This window comes from Acinetobacter sp. CIP 102136 (genome assembly GCF_000369685.1).
In the GTDB taxonomy this organism is placed as follows: Bacteria; Pseudomonadota; Gammaproteobacteria; order Pseudomonadales; family Moraxellaceae; genus Acinetobacter; species Acinetobacter fasciculus.
The window spans coordinates 10,663-28,123 of the sequence record NZ_KB850145.1; the positions used below are offsets into that span (position 1 = coordinate 10,663).

General features: G+C 34.6%; 11 protein-coding genes and 3 pseudogenes. 4 read left to right on the forward strand and 10 right to left on the reverse strand.

The window, feature by feature from the left end:
- Window positions 1–52: 52 nt before the first annotated feature.
- Together F893_RS15550 and tpgA are read left to right on the forward strand one after the other, a co-directional pair.
- Window positions 53–2,533, forward strand: a pseudogene (locus F893_RS15550) (YadA-like family protein); the annotation flags it as partial.
- Between the two features lie 60 nt (window positions 2,534–2,593).
- Window positions 2,594–3,382, forward strand: a complete 789-nt coding sequence (gene tpgA, locus F893_RS15555) for a trimeric autotransporter adhesin/peptidogylcan-associated protein TpgA (protein ID WP_004282048.1) — start codon at window positions 2,594–2,596, stop codon at window positions 3,380–3,382.
- A gap of 245 nt (window positions 3,383–3,627) precedes the next feature.
- Here the strand turns inward: tpgA and F893_RS15560 are convergent.
- Window positions 3,628–4,458 (reverse strand): annotated as a pseudogene (locus F893_RS15560) (IS3 family transposase); the annotation flags it as partial.
- A gap of 503 nt (window positions 4,459–4,961) precedes the next feature.
- Between F893_RS15560 and F893_RS15565 the strand changes: the two are divergent.
- Complete coding sequence (locus F893_RS15565) at window positions 4,962–5,483, forward strand: DUF6973 domain-containing protein (RefSeq protein ID WP_109104475.1); 522 nt, start codon at window positions 4,962–4,964, stop codon at window positions 5,481–5,483.
- 30 nt (window positions 5,484–5,513) lie between these two features.
- Complete coding sequence (locus F893_RS15570) at window positions 5,514–5,846, forward strand: hypothetical protein (protein ID WP_005253224.1); 333 nt, start codon at window positions 5,514–5,516, stop codon at window positions 5,844–5,846.
- Window positions 5,847–6,020: 174 nt separating this feature from the next.
- Here F893_RS15570 and F893_RS15575 read toward each other — a convergent pair whose 3' ends face one another.
- From F893_RS15575 to F893_RS15610, 9 genes and pseudogenes are all read right to left on the reverse strand, one after another.
- Window positions 6,021–6,587 carry a recombinase family protein gene (locus tag F893_RS15575; RefSeq protein WP_004282045.1) on the reverse strand — a complete coding sequence of 189 codons (567 nt, stop codon included), beginning with the start codon at window positions 6,585–6,587 and terminating at the stop codon, window positions 6,021–6,023.
- Between the two features lie 447 nt (window positions 6,588–7,034).
- Window positions 7,035–7,232 (reverse strand): annotated as a pseudogene (locus tag F893_RS17605) (succinyl-CoA--3-ketoacid-CoA transferase); the annotation flags it as partial.
- A gap of 37 nt (window positions 7,233–7,269) precedes the next feature.
- Entirely contained in the window at window positions 7,270–8,400 is a 1,131-nt protein-coding gene (locus F893_RS15580) for a hypothetical protein (protein WP_005253226.1), read from the reverse strand.
- 250 nt (window positions 8,401–8,650) lie between these two features.
- On the reverse strand, window positions 8,651–11,125 hold the full coding sequence (locus F893_RS15585; protein ID WP_005253230.1) for a DUF2357 domain-containing protein: 2,475 nt from the start codon (window positions 11,123–11,125) through the stop codon (window positions 8,651–8,653).
- Between the two features lie 24 nt (window positions 11,126–11,149).
- Window positions 11,150–12,952 (reverse strand): McrB family protein, encoded by a 1,803-nt coding sequence (locus F893_RS15590; protein ID WP_005253233.1) that lies wholly within the window; start codon window positions 12,950–12,952, stop codon window positions 11,150–11,152.
- Window positions 12,953–12,966: 14 nt separating this feature from the next.
- Window positions 12,967–14,271: a DNA (cytosine-5-)-methyltransferase gene (gene dcm, locus F893_RS15595; RefSeq protein WP_005253241.1), complete on the reverse strand. Its 1,305-nt coding sequence runs from the start codon at window positions 14,269–14,271 to the stop codon at window positions 12,967–12,969.
- Between the two features lie 852 nt (window positions 14,272–15,123).
- A complete protein-coding gene (locus tag F893_RS15600) occupies window positions 15,124–15,345 on the reverse strand; it encodes a hypothetical protein (protein ID WP_005253243.1) in 222 nt (73 codons plus the stop codon).
- 10 nt (window positions 15,346–15,355) lie between these two features.
- Complete coding sequence (locus F893_RS15605) at window positions 15,356–15,742, reverse strand: hypothetical protein (protein WP_005253245.1); 387 nt, start codon at window positions 15,740–15,742, stop codon at window positions 15,356–15,358.
- Window positions 15,743–16,161: 419 nt separating this feature from the next.
- Entirely contained in the window at window positions 16,162–17,451 is a 1,290-nt protein-coding gene (locus F893_RS15610) for an LPD7 domain-containing protein (RefSeq protein ID WP_005253246.1), read from the reverse strand.
- Window positions 17,452–17,461: the final 10 nt, after the last annotated feature.

Here is a 17,461-nt window from a genome sequence, read left to right on the forward strand (position 1 = left end):
ACAGACGTGAACAACGTAGGTGCTGCGATCAGTGAATTAGACAAAGGCTGGAACTAACTTGGCAAGCAATGGTGCCAATGCAGGTGCAATCAAAGCGGGCGATACGGTAGATATCGGTGTAGCTGATCCAACAGATAGCAACTTAACAGCAACTAAGACAGGTAATAATGTTGCATTTGCTTTAAGTAAAGACTTGACTTTGGATAGCGTAACGACTGGTCAAATAGCAGTTGGAAATGTTGCTATCGATAGTACGACAAATACTATCAAAGGCTTAAGTAATAAAGACTTAACGGCTGCTGACTTTGCAACTCAAGGTCGTGCAGCGACTGAAGAACAATTACAACAAGTAATTAGCAACAATATTACAGAAGTTGTTGATGGTAATGGTAATAAAGTCAACATTATTGATCAGGTTGTAAATACTCAACCAGACAATAAAAATCAGGACTCTTTGTTCCTTACTTATGATAAGCAAGGTCAAGAAACGACTGATCGTTTGACGATTGCTCAGACTGTTCAGAAGATGAATACAGAAGGTGTGAAATTCTTCCATACCAATGCAGACACTTCTAAAGGTGATTTAGGTACGACAAATGACTCAAGTGCAGGTGGATTGAACTCAACTGCAATTGGTGTCAACGCGATCGTTGAAGCGGGTGCAGATAGTTCTGTTGCACTAGGTCACAACACGAAAGTTGCTGGCGCTCAGTCAATTGCGATTGGTAACGGTGCAGAAGCATTAGGTACTCAATCTATCAGCATCGGTACTGGTAACAAAGTGAATGGGGATCATTCAGGAGCAATTGGTGACCCAACGATTGTTGATGGCAGCAACAGTTACTCTGTGGGTAACAACAACCAAGTATTGACAGACGATACCTTTGTACTTGGAAACAATGTAACTCAAACAGTTGCTGGTTCAGTTGTTTTAGGTACGGGTTCGGCAGCGACTACAGGTGCTGATGTTGCAGGTTATACATTGTCAGCAGCAACTACAGCTGACAAAACTGCAATTAGCAACACTACATCTACAACTGGTGCAGTCGCAGTTGGTGATGCTGCAAATGGTATCTACCGTCAAATTACTGGCGTTGCGGCTGGTACAGCCGATGCAGATGCAGTTAACGTTGCTCAATTGAAAGCTGTCGGTAATCAAGTGGTTGAAACACAAACTGCACTTGTAGACAGCCTTGGTGGTAATGCAAAGGTAAATGCTGATGGTACGATCACAGGCCCAACTTATAATGTGGCTCAAGGTACTCAAACTAACGTTGGTGATGCATTAACAGCACTTGATCAAGCAATTGGCAATGCTGCAACCACGTCTAAAACAACAGTGTCAAATGGTGAAAACATTGTTGTGAATAAGACGAAAAATGCAGATGGTTCAGATAACTATGAAGTTTCAACTGCTAAGGACTTAACAGTCGATTCTATTGCAGCAGGTGATACTGTTCTGAACAATTCAGGCATTAACATTGGTAATAATGCTGTTGTATTAAACAACACTGGTTTAGTAATTGCAGGCGGTCCGAGTGTAACAACACAAGGAATCAATGCAGGTAATAAACAAATTACCAATGTTGCAGCAGGTACGAGTGCTACAGATGCTGTGAATAAGGGTCAATTAGACACAGCGATTAGCAATGTAAATAACAATGTTAATGAGCTTGCGAATAATGCGGTTAAATACGATGACGCAAATAAAGACAAAATCACATTAGGTGGTGCTAATGGCACAACCATCAGTAATGTAAAAGATGGTGAAGTTGCTCAAGGCTCTAAAGATGCTGTGAATGGCGGTCAGTTGTGGAATGTTCAACAACAAGTGAACCAAAACACAAGTGATATTTCTAACATCCAAACCAATATCGACAATATCAACAGTGGTAAATCTGGTCTTGTTCAACAACAAACACCAAATGGTGAAATCACAGTTGGTAAAGATACTGGTGGTACTACAGTAAATGTTGCAGGTAAAGATGGTGATCGTGTTGTAACTGGCGTTAAAGATGGTGCAATCAAAGCAGATTCTAAAGATGCGGTAAATGGTTCACAGTTGAATACAACGAACCAAAAAATTGCTGAGTATCTTGGTGGTGGAGCTGGGTATGACAATATTACGCAAAGCTTTACTAATCCTACATATAACGTAGGTGGTAAAGATTACAACAATGTTGGTGGTGCAGTAGATGCTTTAAATAAAGCAGATCAAGCATTGAATACCAAAATTGACAATGTAAGTAATCGTCTAGAGCAAGCGTTCTACTCAACAAACCAACGTATTGATGATGTAGAAAAACGTGCGAATGCGGGTATTGCGGCGGCAATGGCTTTAGAGACAGCACCATTCGTACCAGGTAAATATACGTATGCAGCAGGCGCTTCTTATCATGGTGGTGAAAATGCAGTGGGTGTGACCTTACGTAAAACTGCTGACAATGGACGTTGGTCAATCACAGGTGGTGTTGCAGCAGCATCACAAGGTGATCCAAGTGTACGTATCGGTATCAGCGGTGTAATCGACTAATTCATTGTCGAGGAGAGTCATCTGACTCTCCTAGCTTCCAACAGATTAAGAGAGTAAAAAATGAAAAATATGATAAAAGCATTAGTATTTGGGATGGTTTCTACGATAGCAATCACTGCAATTGCAGATGATGAAGTGGTTGTTCAGCAAGAGGAAATTAAATTTCCTACGGTTGAAAAAAGTTACCTTAAACAAGTACAGCGTTATGAATATGACAATGTTGCACGCTTAGATACAGGTTTAACTAAAGACCAAATTCGATATATTTTGGGCAATCCTCAATTTAGCGAAGGGGTATTTTTTGTCAAAACGTGGAACTATGTGTTAGATATTCGCCAACCAAATAGCCAAGATTATTTACGTTGCCAATTACGCGTAGACTTTGATAAAAAAAATCTATCTGAGCGCTTATCCTGGAAAGGGGAGGCTTGTGAAGGTTTAATGGCTTGGGGTGCAAACAATCAAGTACCAAATGATACGAATTTAGCTGGAGCAAGATCAGGAAGCGTATTCTTTGCATTTGATCGTTCAAATGCAAATGCAATCGAACAAGGTTCAAGTTCTGTGGCGGCAATTGCCGAGCGAATTAAGCAAAGCAATTCAACAGGTCCGATTACAGTTGCAGGGTTTGCTGATCCATTGGGTAAATTTTCATACAACCATCAACTTTCAGCTCAGCGAGCGAATACAGTAGCGAAGCTTTTGGTAAATGAAGGCATTGATGTAAATCGCATTCAAATCCAAGCCAATAGCCAAACTGATTTATACCAACAATGTGCTGGTAACAAAGCTAATAATCGTCTTGTTGGCTGTTTAGCTCCAAATCGACGTGTGAATGTTAGTTGGTAATTTATGTATCTGGAGAGTGTTTATAACTGTGCTATATTATCAAACGATTATAGTATAATAATCTTAAGAATGAACACTCTTCTGTTTATTATAAAGCAGCTTTTAAACACCTACAGTCAAGGTAGGCTGAAGTGAATAGTGGACTGCACCCAGTATCCTAGACATTGAAGTAGCTTCATTTTGAAGCTACTTCAATGTGAACCGTACCGGGTTTGTCGGAGACTTTTTTATTTAAGTTAGGCCACCTAACCTAACGGGTTAATCTTATCATAGTACATTGCTTCAAACTCAAAAGGCGATACATAACCCAGTGCACTGTGTACACGCTTTTTATTGAACCAATCTACCCAGTTTAGTGTCGCAAGTTGTACATCTGCTAAACCTTGCCAATCTGCTTTTAGATATTCAATCACCTCTGTTTTGTATAAGCCATTCACTGTTTCAGCCAAAGCATTATCGTATGAATCACCAGTCGTACCGACTGATGCTCGTAAATTTGCAGCTTCTAAACGATTGGTATAGCGAATGGAAAGATATTGCACACCTCTGTCGGAATGATGAATCACATTCTTTGGCATGCCTCGATCGTGCAATGCTTGCTCAAGTGCATCGAGTACCATATCTGTATTCATCCGTGTAGATACTTTCCATCCAACAATTGCTCGTGAGAACACATCAATAATAAAGGCGGTATAGACCCAGCCTGAATTTGTTTGAATATACGTAAAATCACTTACCCACAGTTGGTCAGGTCGATCAGCATTAAAATTACGTTTCACTAAATCATCTGCTCGTTTTTGGTCATCTCGGTTACGAGTAGTTTGTTTATTCTTACCACGCCAAACACCTTGTATACCTAACTTCTGCATCAATCGAGCAACTGTACAACGTGCAATAACATAGCCTTCACGTTTCAATTGTTGCCAGACCTTACGCACACCATATCGACCTGAACTTTCTTTCCAAATTCGTTGAATTTGTTCAGCATGATGCTCATCATGTAGATCTCGTTTCGCTCGATGTTCTGGATTGTCAGCGAGATCTAAAGTTCGGTAATAGGTTGAAGCTGCGATCGGTGTGTGAGAGTAAAAAAGTATCATACTAGGTTACTCTTAACCCTTTGATTTTAAATGGTAAGACCTAAGCTAAAAAAATAAAGACTCATACTGAAGCAATCCAACATGACCAACTAATTTTTTTTAAAGTAATAAAGTTTCATACTTATATGAAGCTTTAGGCTCAATGAGTTAATTTCATCTTATAAGTCTTATAAAAATTAAATAAACAAAAGATTACTTTGTAAGGCAGAAAACATTCTAAATTGGAATATCAATCGAATTAAAAGGATACTATTGGAAAATGAAAAAAACTTATATTCTTGCTTTGTCTTTATCTTTAATAACAGGACAGTTATACGCTGCTGGCTGCTGATAGTAATACTGCTTCTCCTGAACCTGTAATCACCTATAATGCTTCTGTTACTAATTCAATTGACAATATTGCTGAAAAGTTACGTGAATTTCAGAATAAAAACCCTGATGCTAGTGAAGCTGAATTAAATGAATATGCCGATTCTTTATTGAAAACAGAAGTAGTGCAAACTCCTGGGCGCTCATCCAGAGCTACAATTTCGTCTGTATATACCGATATGGACGGATATATAAATGGTTATCTAAATGCTCAAGAACAAGCACTTTATAATGCAAACCGAGCTAAGGGTTTACTATGTATCGCAAATGCCAAAACTGCTATAGATCTTACTAAAGCGAGATATGTAAATACTAGTTCAGTTATGCATAATGGAAATGGTGATGCATTTAGACATGCTGTTTGGAACTTTGGCATGACAATAGATGTGGGAGCCGATTTTGCAAAAAAATGGAGTGATGCACATGAATTCGGTTCTACAGGACAGCCTGCAACAGAACGGTCTATGGATATTTATAATAACTCGATAGGTATCAGTTTAGGGAAAAACAATCCTACGACGCTTTTACAATCATCATTTGCGAGTTTAACTCAAGCTCAAGTACGGGCAGGAAGATTGAAAATCATATCAAATGGGAATTTGGTATGGTCAAATTCAGTCGGTGAAAAATAAAAAAATTAGGATTTATAAGGTGGAATGTCTATGACTTTTAATAAAGGTATTTTATTAGGTGCTGCGAGTATATTTATAGTGGCTTGCTCACCTATGGAAAAAGATAATGGAACTATCACCGTAAATAACAAAACTGATAGTCCCGTTTATAATGTTAATTTTAAGTATGAAACATCAAAAAAAGTAGATGTTATTGGTGATTTAGCACCAAATGCTTCATATAAATATCAAATACAGTATTCAGATACTGAGGATTCAATAAGTATTAATTATACGGACAAAGATAAAAAACTTCATTCTGAGTCTGTAGTAGCATATTCTGCTAAATATGATAAAGAAAATCTTATATTTGATATCAAATAGATATATCAAATTAATTTAAAAAACCACTGGAAAGTGGTTTTTTGTAGAATTAAAAAATTTATGGATAATAGAATATTAAACACTATTACTTAGTATGAAACTTTTTTACTCTCATACATAAGCACTTTTTAAAGGAAACTTTATCGACTCAAATCTCTATTTGCAACAGTGCCGTTATTCACCGGTTTTTAAATAACGGTATACCGCTTGGCGACTAATTCCAAATGCCTGACCTAATGCCATTTTTGAAGGGTATTTCCCTTCATTCCATGCTTGTCGTAAAGCTTCAGCTTGATCAGGCTTCAATTTATGTACCCGGCCTTTGTACTTCCCTTGAGCAGAGGCTAATTTAATTCCTTCCTTTTGCCGTTCTAAAATGATCTCACGTTCGAACTGGGCAAAAGCACCCATCAATTGCAGCATCAAATTATCCATCGGGGTAGATTGAGCGGTAAAAGTAATATTTTCTTTTACAAACTGGATGGCGATCCCTCTTTTAACCAGTTTATCTACTTCAGTGACCAAATCTTTCAGGCTTCGCGCAAAACGATCCATGGAATGTACTATCACCCTGTCCCCTTCCCGGACATAGTTCAACATTTCTTGAAATTTCGGTCGGTCGGTATTTTTACCTGAAGCACGATCAACAAAAATCCGGTCGACTTCAGTTCCCTCAAGTTGACGTCCCGTATTTTGCTCGACCGAACTCACCCGGACATAGCCTACTTTTTGACCTTTCATTCTTTTATGCCCCAATTGGATAAAAATGAACAATTTCGTAAATTATAAATCTTTAATATCAAAGTTACATGTTACATATGGTTAAAAATCATTTAAATGTTACATGGTTTTAAGAACTTTTATAATGTTATCTTAGGGTATACTCTATAGTTACAAATATTTTTTAAAAATTCCCTATAATTTGCCACCTCAGACATTTAAAAAAATAGTTTAGGCTCTAATGCAATACGATTTTCGATTGGGAAATTTAATTAGGAAGAAATGGTATCCGTTAGCTATGTTGCAAAACATTTAAGATAAGAGCATTTCTTAATCACCTAAATTCAAATTATAAATTTGGGAAATGTCCCTCTAATTCTGTAAATTTCTTTTCTTTAGTAATATCGCATATGTACGCTTCCTCTTAAGGCTATTATGAGCTTTAAGAGGAAAGTTTAAATTTTGTTATTATTGAAGCAGTTTGACGCCCGTAACTTTTTGGATATCCTCAAAGCTTACATCTTTGGCCAATTCAACTAGCTTAATACCTTCAGAGGTGATATCGAGTACACCTAAGTCAGTAATAATACGATTTACTACACCTTTACCTGTCAGTGGTAAGGCACACTGATCCACAATTTTAGGTGTGCCATCTTTGGCGCAGTATGTCGGGTTTTTTATCAGGTAAACTGGATTTTATTGATCAAGATACTAAGGCATGGTTCTTGATGACATTAGAAATTTCTTCACTAAAAAGAATTTCAACATCATTATTGCCGTAAGCATTTAAAGGCTTTTTCACTATCATAAATAGGTCTTTAAGAATCTTAAATGTAAGGGGATCTTGACCAGTACTTTGAAGACGGTAAGCAGATTCATCAAGAATAATATTTAACCTTTTGATCTCAATTTCATGAATATTCTTCTCCACAGAAATAAGATAAGCACGATAAAGGATCGCTATGGCAGTTTTATATTTCATATAAACTTGCGTATTCAGCCTACTAGCTTGTGGAGAGGATATAAGCATATCTTTGCAAATTATTTTTCTGTTAGATAAATCAAAATCTGGGTGAGTTAATAAATCTCGAATTTCGCGCTGAATATGCACTTTATTGAAATAAGGAAGGCTGGTTTCAATCGCTTTTTTTAGATTTTTAATAGTCAAGTTCGTTTTATTATTGGCAAGACTGGAAAAATCTGTACCTCTTGAATTATCCATATACACTAGAGTGTTACTACGCGTCATCATTGTGATAGCTGACCAGAATTGATAATTAAGTTCAGCCTTTAGCTCATTACTTAGATCAAGAGCCATGTAGTTATCATATATATAAACAATATCTTCAATATTTTTTAAAAGCTCAGATGCAACCGCCATCTCAGATTTAATTGGATTGGGGTTGAACTCGATTCCGATCATAGAAGATATTAAGAAGCCGAATAAACGGGCCATATCCTGATTTTCAATAATCGAAGCATAGCTGTACTCTTGAGCGAAAGTATCCATTGCTGTCTGAGCTAATGCTTTAAGTAAATCTGAATCTTGTACTGGGTGTGCTATGTTTTTAACAACTACTGAAATATCAGGATGTATAAGACTGGTAAACAACCCTGATGCAATATTAAATTCAGTATTAGATTCAAGATGGTTATTCATCATAAGAACACGAATAAGGTATTTTTTATTCTTAATATTTTTACTAGTTGGGGCTAGACCGATAACAACATAAGTAAATCTTGGGTCCTCAGTATCCATATAAGAAATATTTTCAACTTTATAAGGGTGGCGATAATTTTTAAGTGGTACTAATTTAAATTTTGGCTCTAACATGTGAATTCTTAGAAAGACCTCTGAGCTTTAATGAAAATATCCAGTCGGATAGATAAATAAAATGAGTTATTAATACTTTTCCTATTCTTGCACAATTTTTCTTTTTTAGCATTGGAAGATAAAACCAAAATTCTTTTTAACTTGGGCATGTTTCTGAACGAAGATATACCAAAGGAAAATAAAATAATATTTCACCAACTCTAACTGTAAAAGATGGCTAGGTGTGTCTAGAGTTTTGGTGACTATTCAATTACCCGTCTATACTTGCCCATGTTTCATGCGTATAGACAAAATCAATATCGTTACTTGTAGTAGCAGAGTTTAAAAACTCTAACCTTGTAAATTTAACCCCATTATTTACGGCTTCAGAGGATTTAAACACAATTCTTTGCAATAAAGCTAAACGTTTCCCAAGCTTAAATACACAAAATAATTGTTTTGAATCAATCCCTTTGCTTTCATCTTCAGTGAAAATATTATTGTCTACATAACTAACACTATTTACTGGCCAAATGTGAGTGATCTGCCCAACAAATTGATCCTCATCAGACTCCTCTATAAATGTTAAATATCTAATTTCATTTATCAAATTAAGATTATCATGATGATCAATACTGCCTAAATGTAAAATAAATAGATCAGAATAAAATCTATTTACTCTTGCTTTTAACTCTACTGACTCACCATCCAATTTTTTATTTGATGGCAAAATCGCAATTAAGTCAGGATAAAAGACTTGCTGCATACCAAATTCAGGTATACGAGAGAAACTTTCTAAATATAATTTTTCATTCAAAGCATTAGAATTTGTATAGACAGAATTTTGTCCACCGATCTGCTCAGATAAAAAATTTGCTAACCATTTATGACCACTCTTCTCATCAGCTTCAGCGCTAGGCAATAAAGCAAATGCACCTATACCTGTTTCCATAATAGATTTATGATATGGATTATCTTCCTCATTTTGATTAAAATAACCAGGATATAAAGCAAAAGCCCCAAATATTGGTCTACTTTTTGAAGCCAACTTCGATTCAAAACTCATTTCAGACGTAATTTTTATTAATGCATCACGATATCTATGCATTTGGTTTATTGCATCATCTGGCACGTAATCCGATGCATTATAATCCTCATTATCAGAACAATTTGTTTTATTTTTTATTCTATATTTGGCATCAAATATCCATACAAAAGTTTTTCCAGTGGGTATTTTTACTTCTAAAACAATATCTGGTTTCTGTGTAACTAAATATGATCGAATTTTTCTGCCCTGGTCAGAAAATATAGGCTCATGTACTAAACGAGCTTCAATCCCATCTGATCGTTTAAACTTGAATGCACCATAAAATCCATCTTTTAATTGATATTCAAAAAACTCTTTTAACACTAACTTTGTTTTGAGGGATGTAATTTCTTCAAATCCTAAATCATCTTGTAGAATATTTTTAATCGTTAAAAAACACCAAATTTCATATATTTCAGCCACAGATTTCATAGAAACATTAGATAAATTTCCAAATTTATCTAAATAAAACTTTAGATCCTGCCATATTCGATAAACTACGCTATAACCTGTTTTTTGTTGAAGTACTAATGATTCTTTACTTAATCCCTTATATTCTCCAACACTATTAAAAAAATTTTGTGATGATATTTTATGCAAAGATCGTTGCCAATCGTTTATCTCTTGTAAAAAATAATTTGAAAGACGCTGTTTACCTAGTTTATCATTCTTTATTAAGGCATCATTATTTTTCCTTAATGTACTCTCAAATAGAGCCAATTTTTTTTTAGAGGTCATGATGATGAACTTAATGAATCTATTCTCAGGAGTATCTACACTTATTTTTTTAGTTTCAATTTTATAATATTTTTCATAATTCTTATTCACCCTATCTTCTTTAATTTTTTCATTCGTACGATGATTGATACGACCTTTAATTCTATCTGCTTTTAAAAATGAATTTTGCGTTTGTAATCTATTATGAGGTGCCTGTGAAATAATCTTAAGCCCCTGTTCAAAACGCTCCCTTAGTTGTGCAAAATTTGCTAACCACATTAAGGGGAATTCCCCTCGATTTTGATTTTTGGATGCATTTTGCTCTGTTTTTTCCACAAGACTAAAGCGCCATAATGGAAATTCTTTATCTATATCTTGGTACATTACTGGCAAATCAGCATGTAAAGCCATTTTGGTTGGAAGAACTTCAAAAGAAAATTCATTTCTGAAAATTTGACTACCTATTTTATATTGTAAAGGCAGTCTCATCCAACCAATATTATTTCCAGTATTAATGGTTCCTGTAATACGTGCAGGTATTGAACCATGAGCATTGATAAAGCGAAAGCACTGATTTAATGATTCATTATTATGTACTATTTCTGCAACGTTAACTTCTTGAGAAAAAATCCATTCAAAATGATATTGAACATTTTCAAAAAAAAGAAATGATAATAATTCAATATCAGTTATTTCTTTAGATGTATCTTGATCAACGACTATCTCATTAATTTTTAGCTCATTAATTTTTAATGGTTGCGAAAAATAGATAATTGAATTTCTCTGTTTTAATACATTATCTTCAGCATTTAAAACATCCTTAATTTTACGTTTATTCAGAGTTGAATCATAAACTTCTTGACGGCTATTAAGGGTAATATCATTGGCCCATATAGAGAATTGAAAGTCTGAAGTCGCTAGATTTAATAATAAATGCTGCATAGTTGACCATCCCCATTAAAATACTTATGGCCAAAAACTAGTAAAACCTGAATTTTCTAATCTTAATTGCATCCATCTTAATTTTGCTACACTTCTCCAAGGAATTTCTATTAAATCTGGAGTAGTATCTTTTAATTCACGGAAAAGATCAGGACGTTTGCTGACTAGGGTAGAATCCTCTTTTAAGGCTAAATTCTTTTCCTCTAATAATTGTTCGAGAGTTTTTAGAATTGATCTATCAGATTGTAAATTAACCAACTTATCGCTATCCCCTTCAATACGTGGTAAAACCTTACACATTAAAAAATCATCCCACACTGACATTAATTCCAGTTCATTTTTAGGATCAAACACAACCACAGCAAGCAATAATTCATTCAATGCACGATATGCCAATTTAAATGGAGTATTATTTAATAAATCATTAATGTCTTGCAGGAATGTAATTGTTTTTTTTCCATCACTATCAATATGTGGTAAGTCCGATATTTGCACGCTAGAAAGAGTTGGATAAGTTAGTATTTTATTTTGGGTTTGTGGTTCAAAATACTCACTATAATTATTAGGGAAAAATTCACCAAAATCAAAACTCAATGCTCTGTCTAAAACCTTTCTTGAAAAACCGTGAGTAGTCTCATCCATATTTACTGTTCCAGCAACTAACAGATTAAATGGAATACCTATTCCATTATCTTTAAAAAACTCCCATGCATGATCATAGAATTTATCATCTAACCCTATTTTCTCTCTGAATTTTTGAATATCATGTATTTCATTGAGAGCATTTGGCTTTAAAAGAGAGTCTGTATAATAAGTAAATTTTTCTTCTAACCAGCCCCATTCCCTTGTTTCAAGAATTGATAAGTAGTCAGCAAAATATTGCTCAACTGGAGCTAAATTCATCTCATCTAAACAAAGCCAAAATGGAGGTATTTGACTTAATTGATCTCTATTTCCGCTAAAAACTAATTTATCATTACTATCTTTACAAATTTCAATTCCTGCATCTAATACAGCTTTCCATGCTTTAATAATAAAACATAAAATATCAGTAGTTATATATTCAGCTACTCCTGTTAAACGAGATACATATCCTAATAAATCACTTGGCTCATGCCAGTCTGGGCGTACTGCAGTTAAGCAATATGTTTCTGCCAAACTTCCTGAAGCTTTAGCTTGTTCACGTACAAACCGTGTTTTACCTGTTCCCGAGATACCAGCAAGCAAAATAAAACTCTTACTAAGTCTTAAATTTGAACTTAAAGAACCAAATGGCGAAGGTAGTATTTTAAAAAAATCTTTTATACTTACAGGTTTTTCATTCGGCTTCACTATAAAGACTGAAATGCTATAAGAATTTAGTATTTCTTTTACTTCAGCTATCTCTTCATCATCTCTCTTAATACCACCACATGTCAAAAATGCAAATCGAACTTCGTTAAGATTTTTTTTACCAAATCTTTTAATTACTGTTTGCCACTCATTGAAACTTGCACTAGTACATCTAGAAAAATTATTCTCATACTTAATAGAAAATAAACCATTTTCTAAATCCTTTTTTGCACCAATGATTTTTAGATCATCTTTTTCAAAAAAAATATTTAAAACATCATCTTCACTAATATATCTTCTTTTTTTACTGTAATTATTTAATACAGTGTCCTTTATATAGTTTCTTAATAATTTTTCACCTGCTATCTTAATTAACTCAGGATCATTTTCTAAATCATCTTGAAATTTATTTGATGAAGCCGAATCCAAACCCATATATCCAACTTCATCGGCTCTTGCAAAAATATACTTAAAGATTTCTTCCCTGTTACCCATGTATAAGTACCTGATTACAAATTATTTAAAAATTCTTTTATTTTGCTTGCGACAGCATAAGATAAAACAGGAGGGACTGCATTACCTATTTGCATGATGTTCGAAGTTGCAGAGTGTGGAAATATAAATGAATCTGGAAAGGTTTGTAGTCTTGCACACTCTCGGATAGTTAATCTGCGTTCAAGCTTGTAATGAAATTGAACTCTTGATTTCGCATTTGCGCGAATTGTATATGATGGTTCATTCGCCTTACAGTGCTCATCCCCTTGACCATTCCCCTTTTTAGCTTTAGATGCTTTAAAGTATTGGCTTTGATTAGGAACTGACTCATCTGTAATTTCTTCTAAATCTTCAATTGCCCACTTTGTTCCACGATAAGAATTAAGAAAGCTTGGGAGTGGCTTTTTTGGCTCACCAACTAAATCTTTACGTGTACAAACAAAGAAAATACGTCTACGGCTCTGTGGAACACCATAATCTGGTGCATAAAGATCCCAAATCTGAACTTTGTAACCCGCTTTTTCAAAATCCTTTATAATAGTTTCTATAACCTCTCCATTCTGCATTCTTGCTATATTTGGAACATTTTCTGCACATACAATTTTGGGCTGATGTTTTTCCATATAGCGAACTAGAACCTTGTACAATTGCCCCCTTTCCGAAGAAAGCCCTCTTTTAGGCCCACAAGAACTAAAGTCTTGACAAGGGAAGCCCCCTATCAAAATATCTGCTGAAGGAAATGATTCTACTAAATCTTCTGCTAGCTCAATATGATGGATTGGTATATCCAAATTCTTTTTTATAGTTTCTACACATTTAGCATCTTTTTCATATGCTGCTAAATTAATAAATGGCTGCTTTTCGAAGTAATGATCTTTATAAGAGAAATCACCCTCAAACCCCATATCTAAACCGCCAACACCAGTAAACATCGATACTAGACTATATTGTTTCAAATTTAACTCACTAAGCTCTTTACTAAACTCTAGTCCGCAAGAAATATGAAAAGAATCATATTTTACTATTGGCGTAATTGTCTTGCCATTTACCTTCGTTGAAACTAAACCATATTTTTCAAATGTTTTCATAGTACGTGAAAGATTACTCACTGCCCTACCTGTCAAATTAGATAGCTCGGTAATACTTTTTGGCGACTCAGATGAAATTAATTTAAGTAGCTTTCTATTTTCTTCTGATAAAACTGATGCTACCGATTTAATGGAATCAAACCAAATATCAATAGGATCATTAGCATTACCTAATTGACCTTTAATACCTATTGAACACCTTTTTGAATCGTATGATCCGATACTAGTCATGAGTATTCCATCTATCACTTAACATTTAAACCGCTATGATATTATCAGTAAGTGATAAGATTTTAAACATTTACCACAATTTTACTAGGTATAGATGAATAATAAAGAATCAGCAGAAACTATTCTAAGTTATTGATTTTGCATTTCTACAAAACAGGCTTCAAACCATAAAGCATCATCCCAAAATGATCTATAATTAATCAAAATAAACTTAAGTTATTGAATACTCGCTTTGATTGAATTTAGGATGATAATTTATTGCTTAGTATGAATCTTTATTGTCTGCTTACATTTGTCTTTTGGAGTGTCAAGTATTTCAAAAAACTGTTCATAACCTGTAAGTCAGTCAGCAATTATACTAACTACTTTTTTCGGATCTTTTTTAGCTCCCCGAATACTACATTCACAGAGAATGTAGACTCGCTAGTTACTAAAGAGAGCAGGAGATCTACAATCTCTAGAATCATTTTCCTGATTATGAAAGATTTTTTCTTACCAGAATTCTGTCTACGTTGCCAATAACCTGAAAAGATGAAAAGATGAAAAGATGAAAAGATGAAAAGATGAAAAGATGAAAAGATGAAAAGATGAAAAGATGAAAAGATGAAAAGATGAAAATTATGATGACCATGCCAAAAACAGCTATGTATAAAAAATCACCGACCTATATTTTGGCTAAATAATATCCGGTTTTTCTGGAAGATCTTTTACAGGAGACGATACCAAAATCTTTTTTACGCAGCAGATGCAACTAACAATTCAGACTTTGTATTGCTACCTTTGCTTCCCGCCATCACACGGCTCTACGTGTAGAAGGATCAACAATTGTACCACTAGCCTCTCCTGTCCTTCCTAACTAATTATTTTATCTTTTATATCTTCAGTGACTTGTATCATCCAGTACATAAGCGCAAAGAATGGGATAAGCAAAATTAAAAGATAAAGGATACTAAAATTTAGAAAGTATCTGGCAAAAGATAAGGCTGTCAGTAAGACTAATAATCCACAAATCGTATAGACAATTTTATTACGTTTACTAACCAACTCGACAATAGAAAGATCCTGATTTTTCATTCTATGATCCTTAGTAATTTGTGCAATACTGCATTTCTCTATAACCATGCAGCATATTCACCAGAATCATTAATTGATTTAAGTACGTACAAGGTAGCCCATTTAATTCAGGGAATTTTTCCCACATTAAATATTTATCTTTGTAGAGAAAGGTATTTTTCTTAAATTTTTCTTGGTTTGATAACTCAATTTTCATTTGTTCAAGCTGTTTAAAATGCTCAACCACATCGTCTGGAATTGACATATTTAGAGCTACGCTCTTACCATTTAACCAATATTGAATTGGTCGGACGTTAATAGATTCATTGAAGCCTATAGCTTTGAAATAATCCTTTACCGCTTCAGCGTTATAGAACCCCAATGATTCAACTAGCAGTTTAAAATCTGCATTTGTCATTATATACCGTCCATAATTTGATTAAATTTGATTATATAGTCCACAGGTGGACAATACAAGCAATATCCAAAGTTTAACCTTCTATTGGTTTTAGTAGATTATGGACTGCCAATGTTATTGTCTGGTCCATAATCTCTAAAACGTCTAATCCCGATGCTTGGATAAAAGCTGCAGCGTTTATCCAGGCATCTATATTACCTATCTAATCCAGATCCATAGCAGATATATCAGAGCAAAGTGTCTACTTTGCGAACTGACGCAATCAGTTAAATTTTCTCTTCCCTGATTACCGTTGATTTTCAAGTGAGCTTTAAAAAGCTGTGCTTTTTAAATGGCGACCGCAGAAAATAAACTGCTCCCATTTGATCTAGTAGCGGGATATAAAAAAACACCCTTAATGGGTGTTTTCGTGGCCTAGATTATCGAGATATATCTTTATTTTTGTTTCTCTCTTGAGTTTTAACTTGTGGCTGCTGTACTGGCTGCTGTTTTGGAGCATTGGCATCATAAGCCGTTAATTTTGGCTTATGAAATTTCTGATTTTGAATATCGGCATTATGTTGAATCTGAAGCTTAGTTTTATCATTTTTGGTTAAAGCTTTTTCAGTTGTTTCTTTCAATTTACTCAAGCTTTGAGCTTCCCACTTCCCTTTATTTGCCAATGTTTGAACTCTTGCGCCTGTTGGCAGTCCAGTTTTAGGATCAATTTCTTTAGTATTCACTTCGACTTTGTTCGATCCTCTATAGGTCAGGACAATATCATCATTCTTAATGATATTTTTTTCTTTCAAAGTACGTTCCAGATCCTTCGCCCAGATTGTATTTTTTTCACCTTTACTATTTTCAATAGTGGCGTAGTAGCTGCTGTTATTCTTAGGATCATGCTTATAAGGTGCTGCACCATGATCTACTAATTTGCCAACGTGCATTTTTTTCTGATTAAGCTGTTCAACCGCAACGTCTATACTGGCTGTGCGCTGCTTTTCTGTGAAGCCGTCAGCTTTCATTTTTTTATCAAAAACTGTCAGTAAAGCTTTTTCCTGTTCTGACAGGTTATTAATTTTTTCCTTCCGTTCCTGTGCTGGATCTACTTTATCCTTCTCATTTAAAGGCTTCTCTTTCTGGCGTTCATTACCCTTTTCAATAGTATTGGGAACTACCTCTTTACCTTGTTCTTTTTTCATGTCATTGAGCAAGGCTAGATCAATATCACGAGGTTCATAACCCTTTACTGTCATGCCCTTCATTGAAGCTTCTAGCCATACATTCCGTTTAAATTCTTCAGAGCCTTTAACCTGTATTGTTTCCCATTTTTTAGCTTTTGCTACCTCCACCATTGAAGCAGCAATATGTTTATCATCAATTGTGGTTTTTAAAGCTTTTCCAGAATCTTCAAAAGCTACTTTTTCAGGATTACCTTTAAAGTGATATTTGTCATCTACCACATAATATTTATTGAGCAATGCTTTAGGTATGCCTTCTTCACTAGATTCTTTACTGTCATCAGCTTTTAGCTTTTTGGTATCAGTTACCTTAGTTTCTTCAGGATCTTGATTAATACCTTTTGTGCTTTTTGAAATATCTATATTTTCAGCTTTTTCAATCGAATTGACTTCAGCTTGATTTGTTTCTAACGTCTGGCCAAGTTTGGTATAGCCTGTTTGTTCTTTATTAAAACTAGGTTTATCGACCTTGTTTGCTTCAGTCATGATCAAGTCC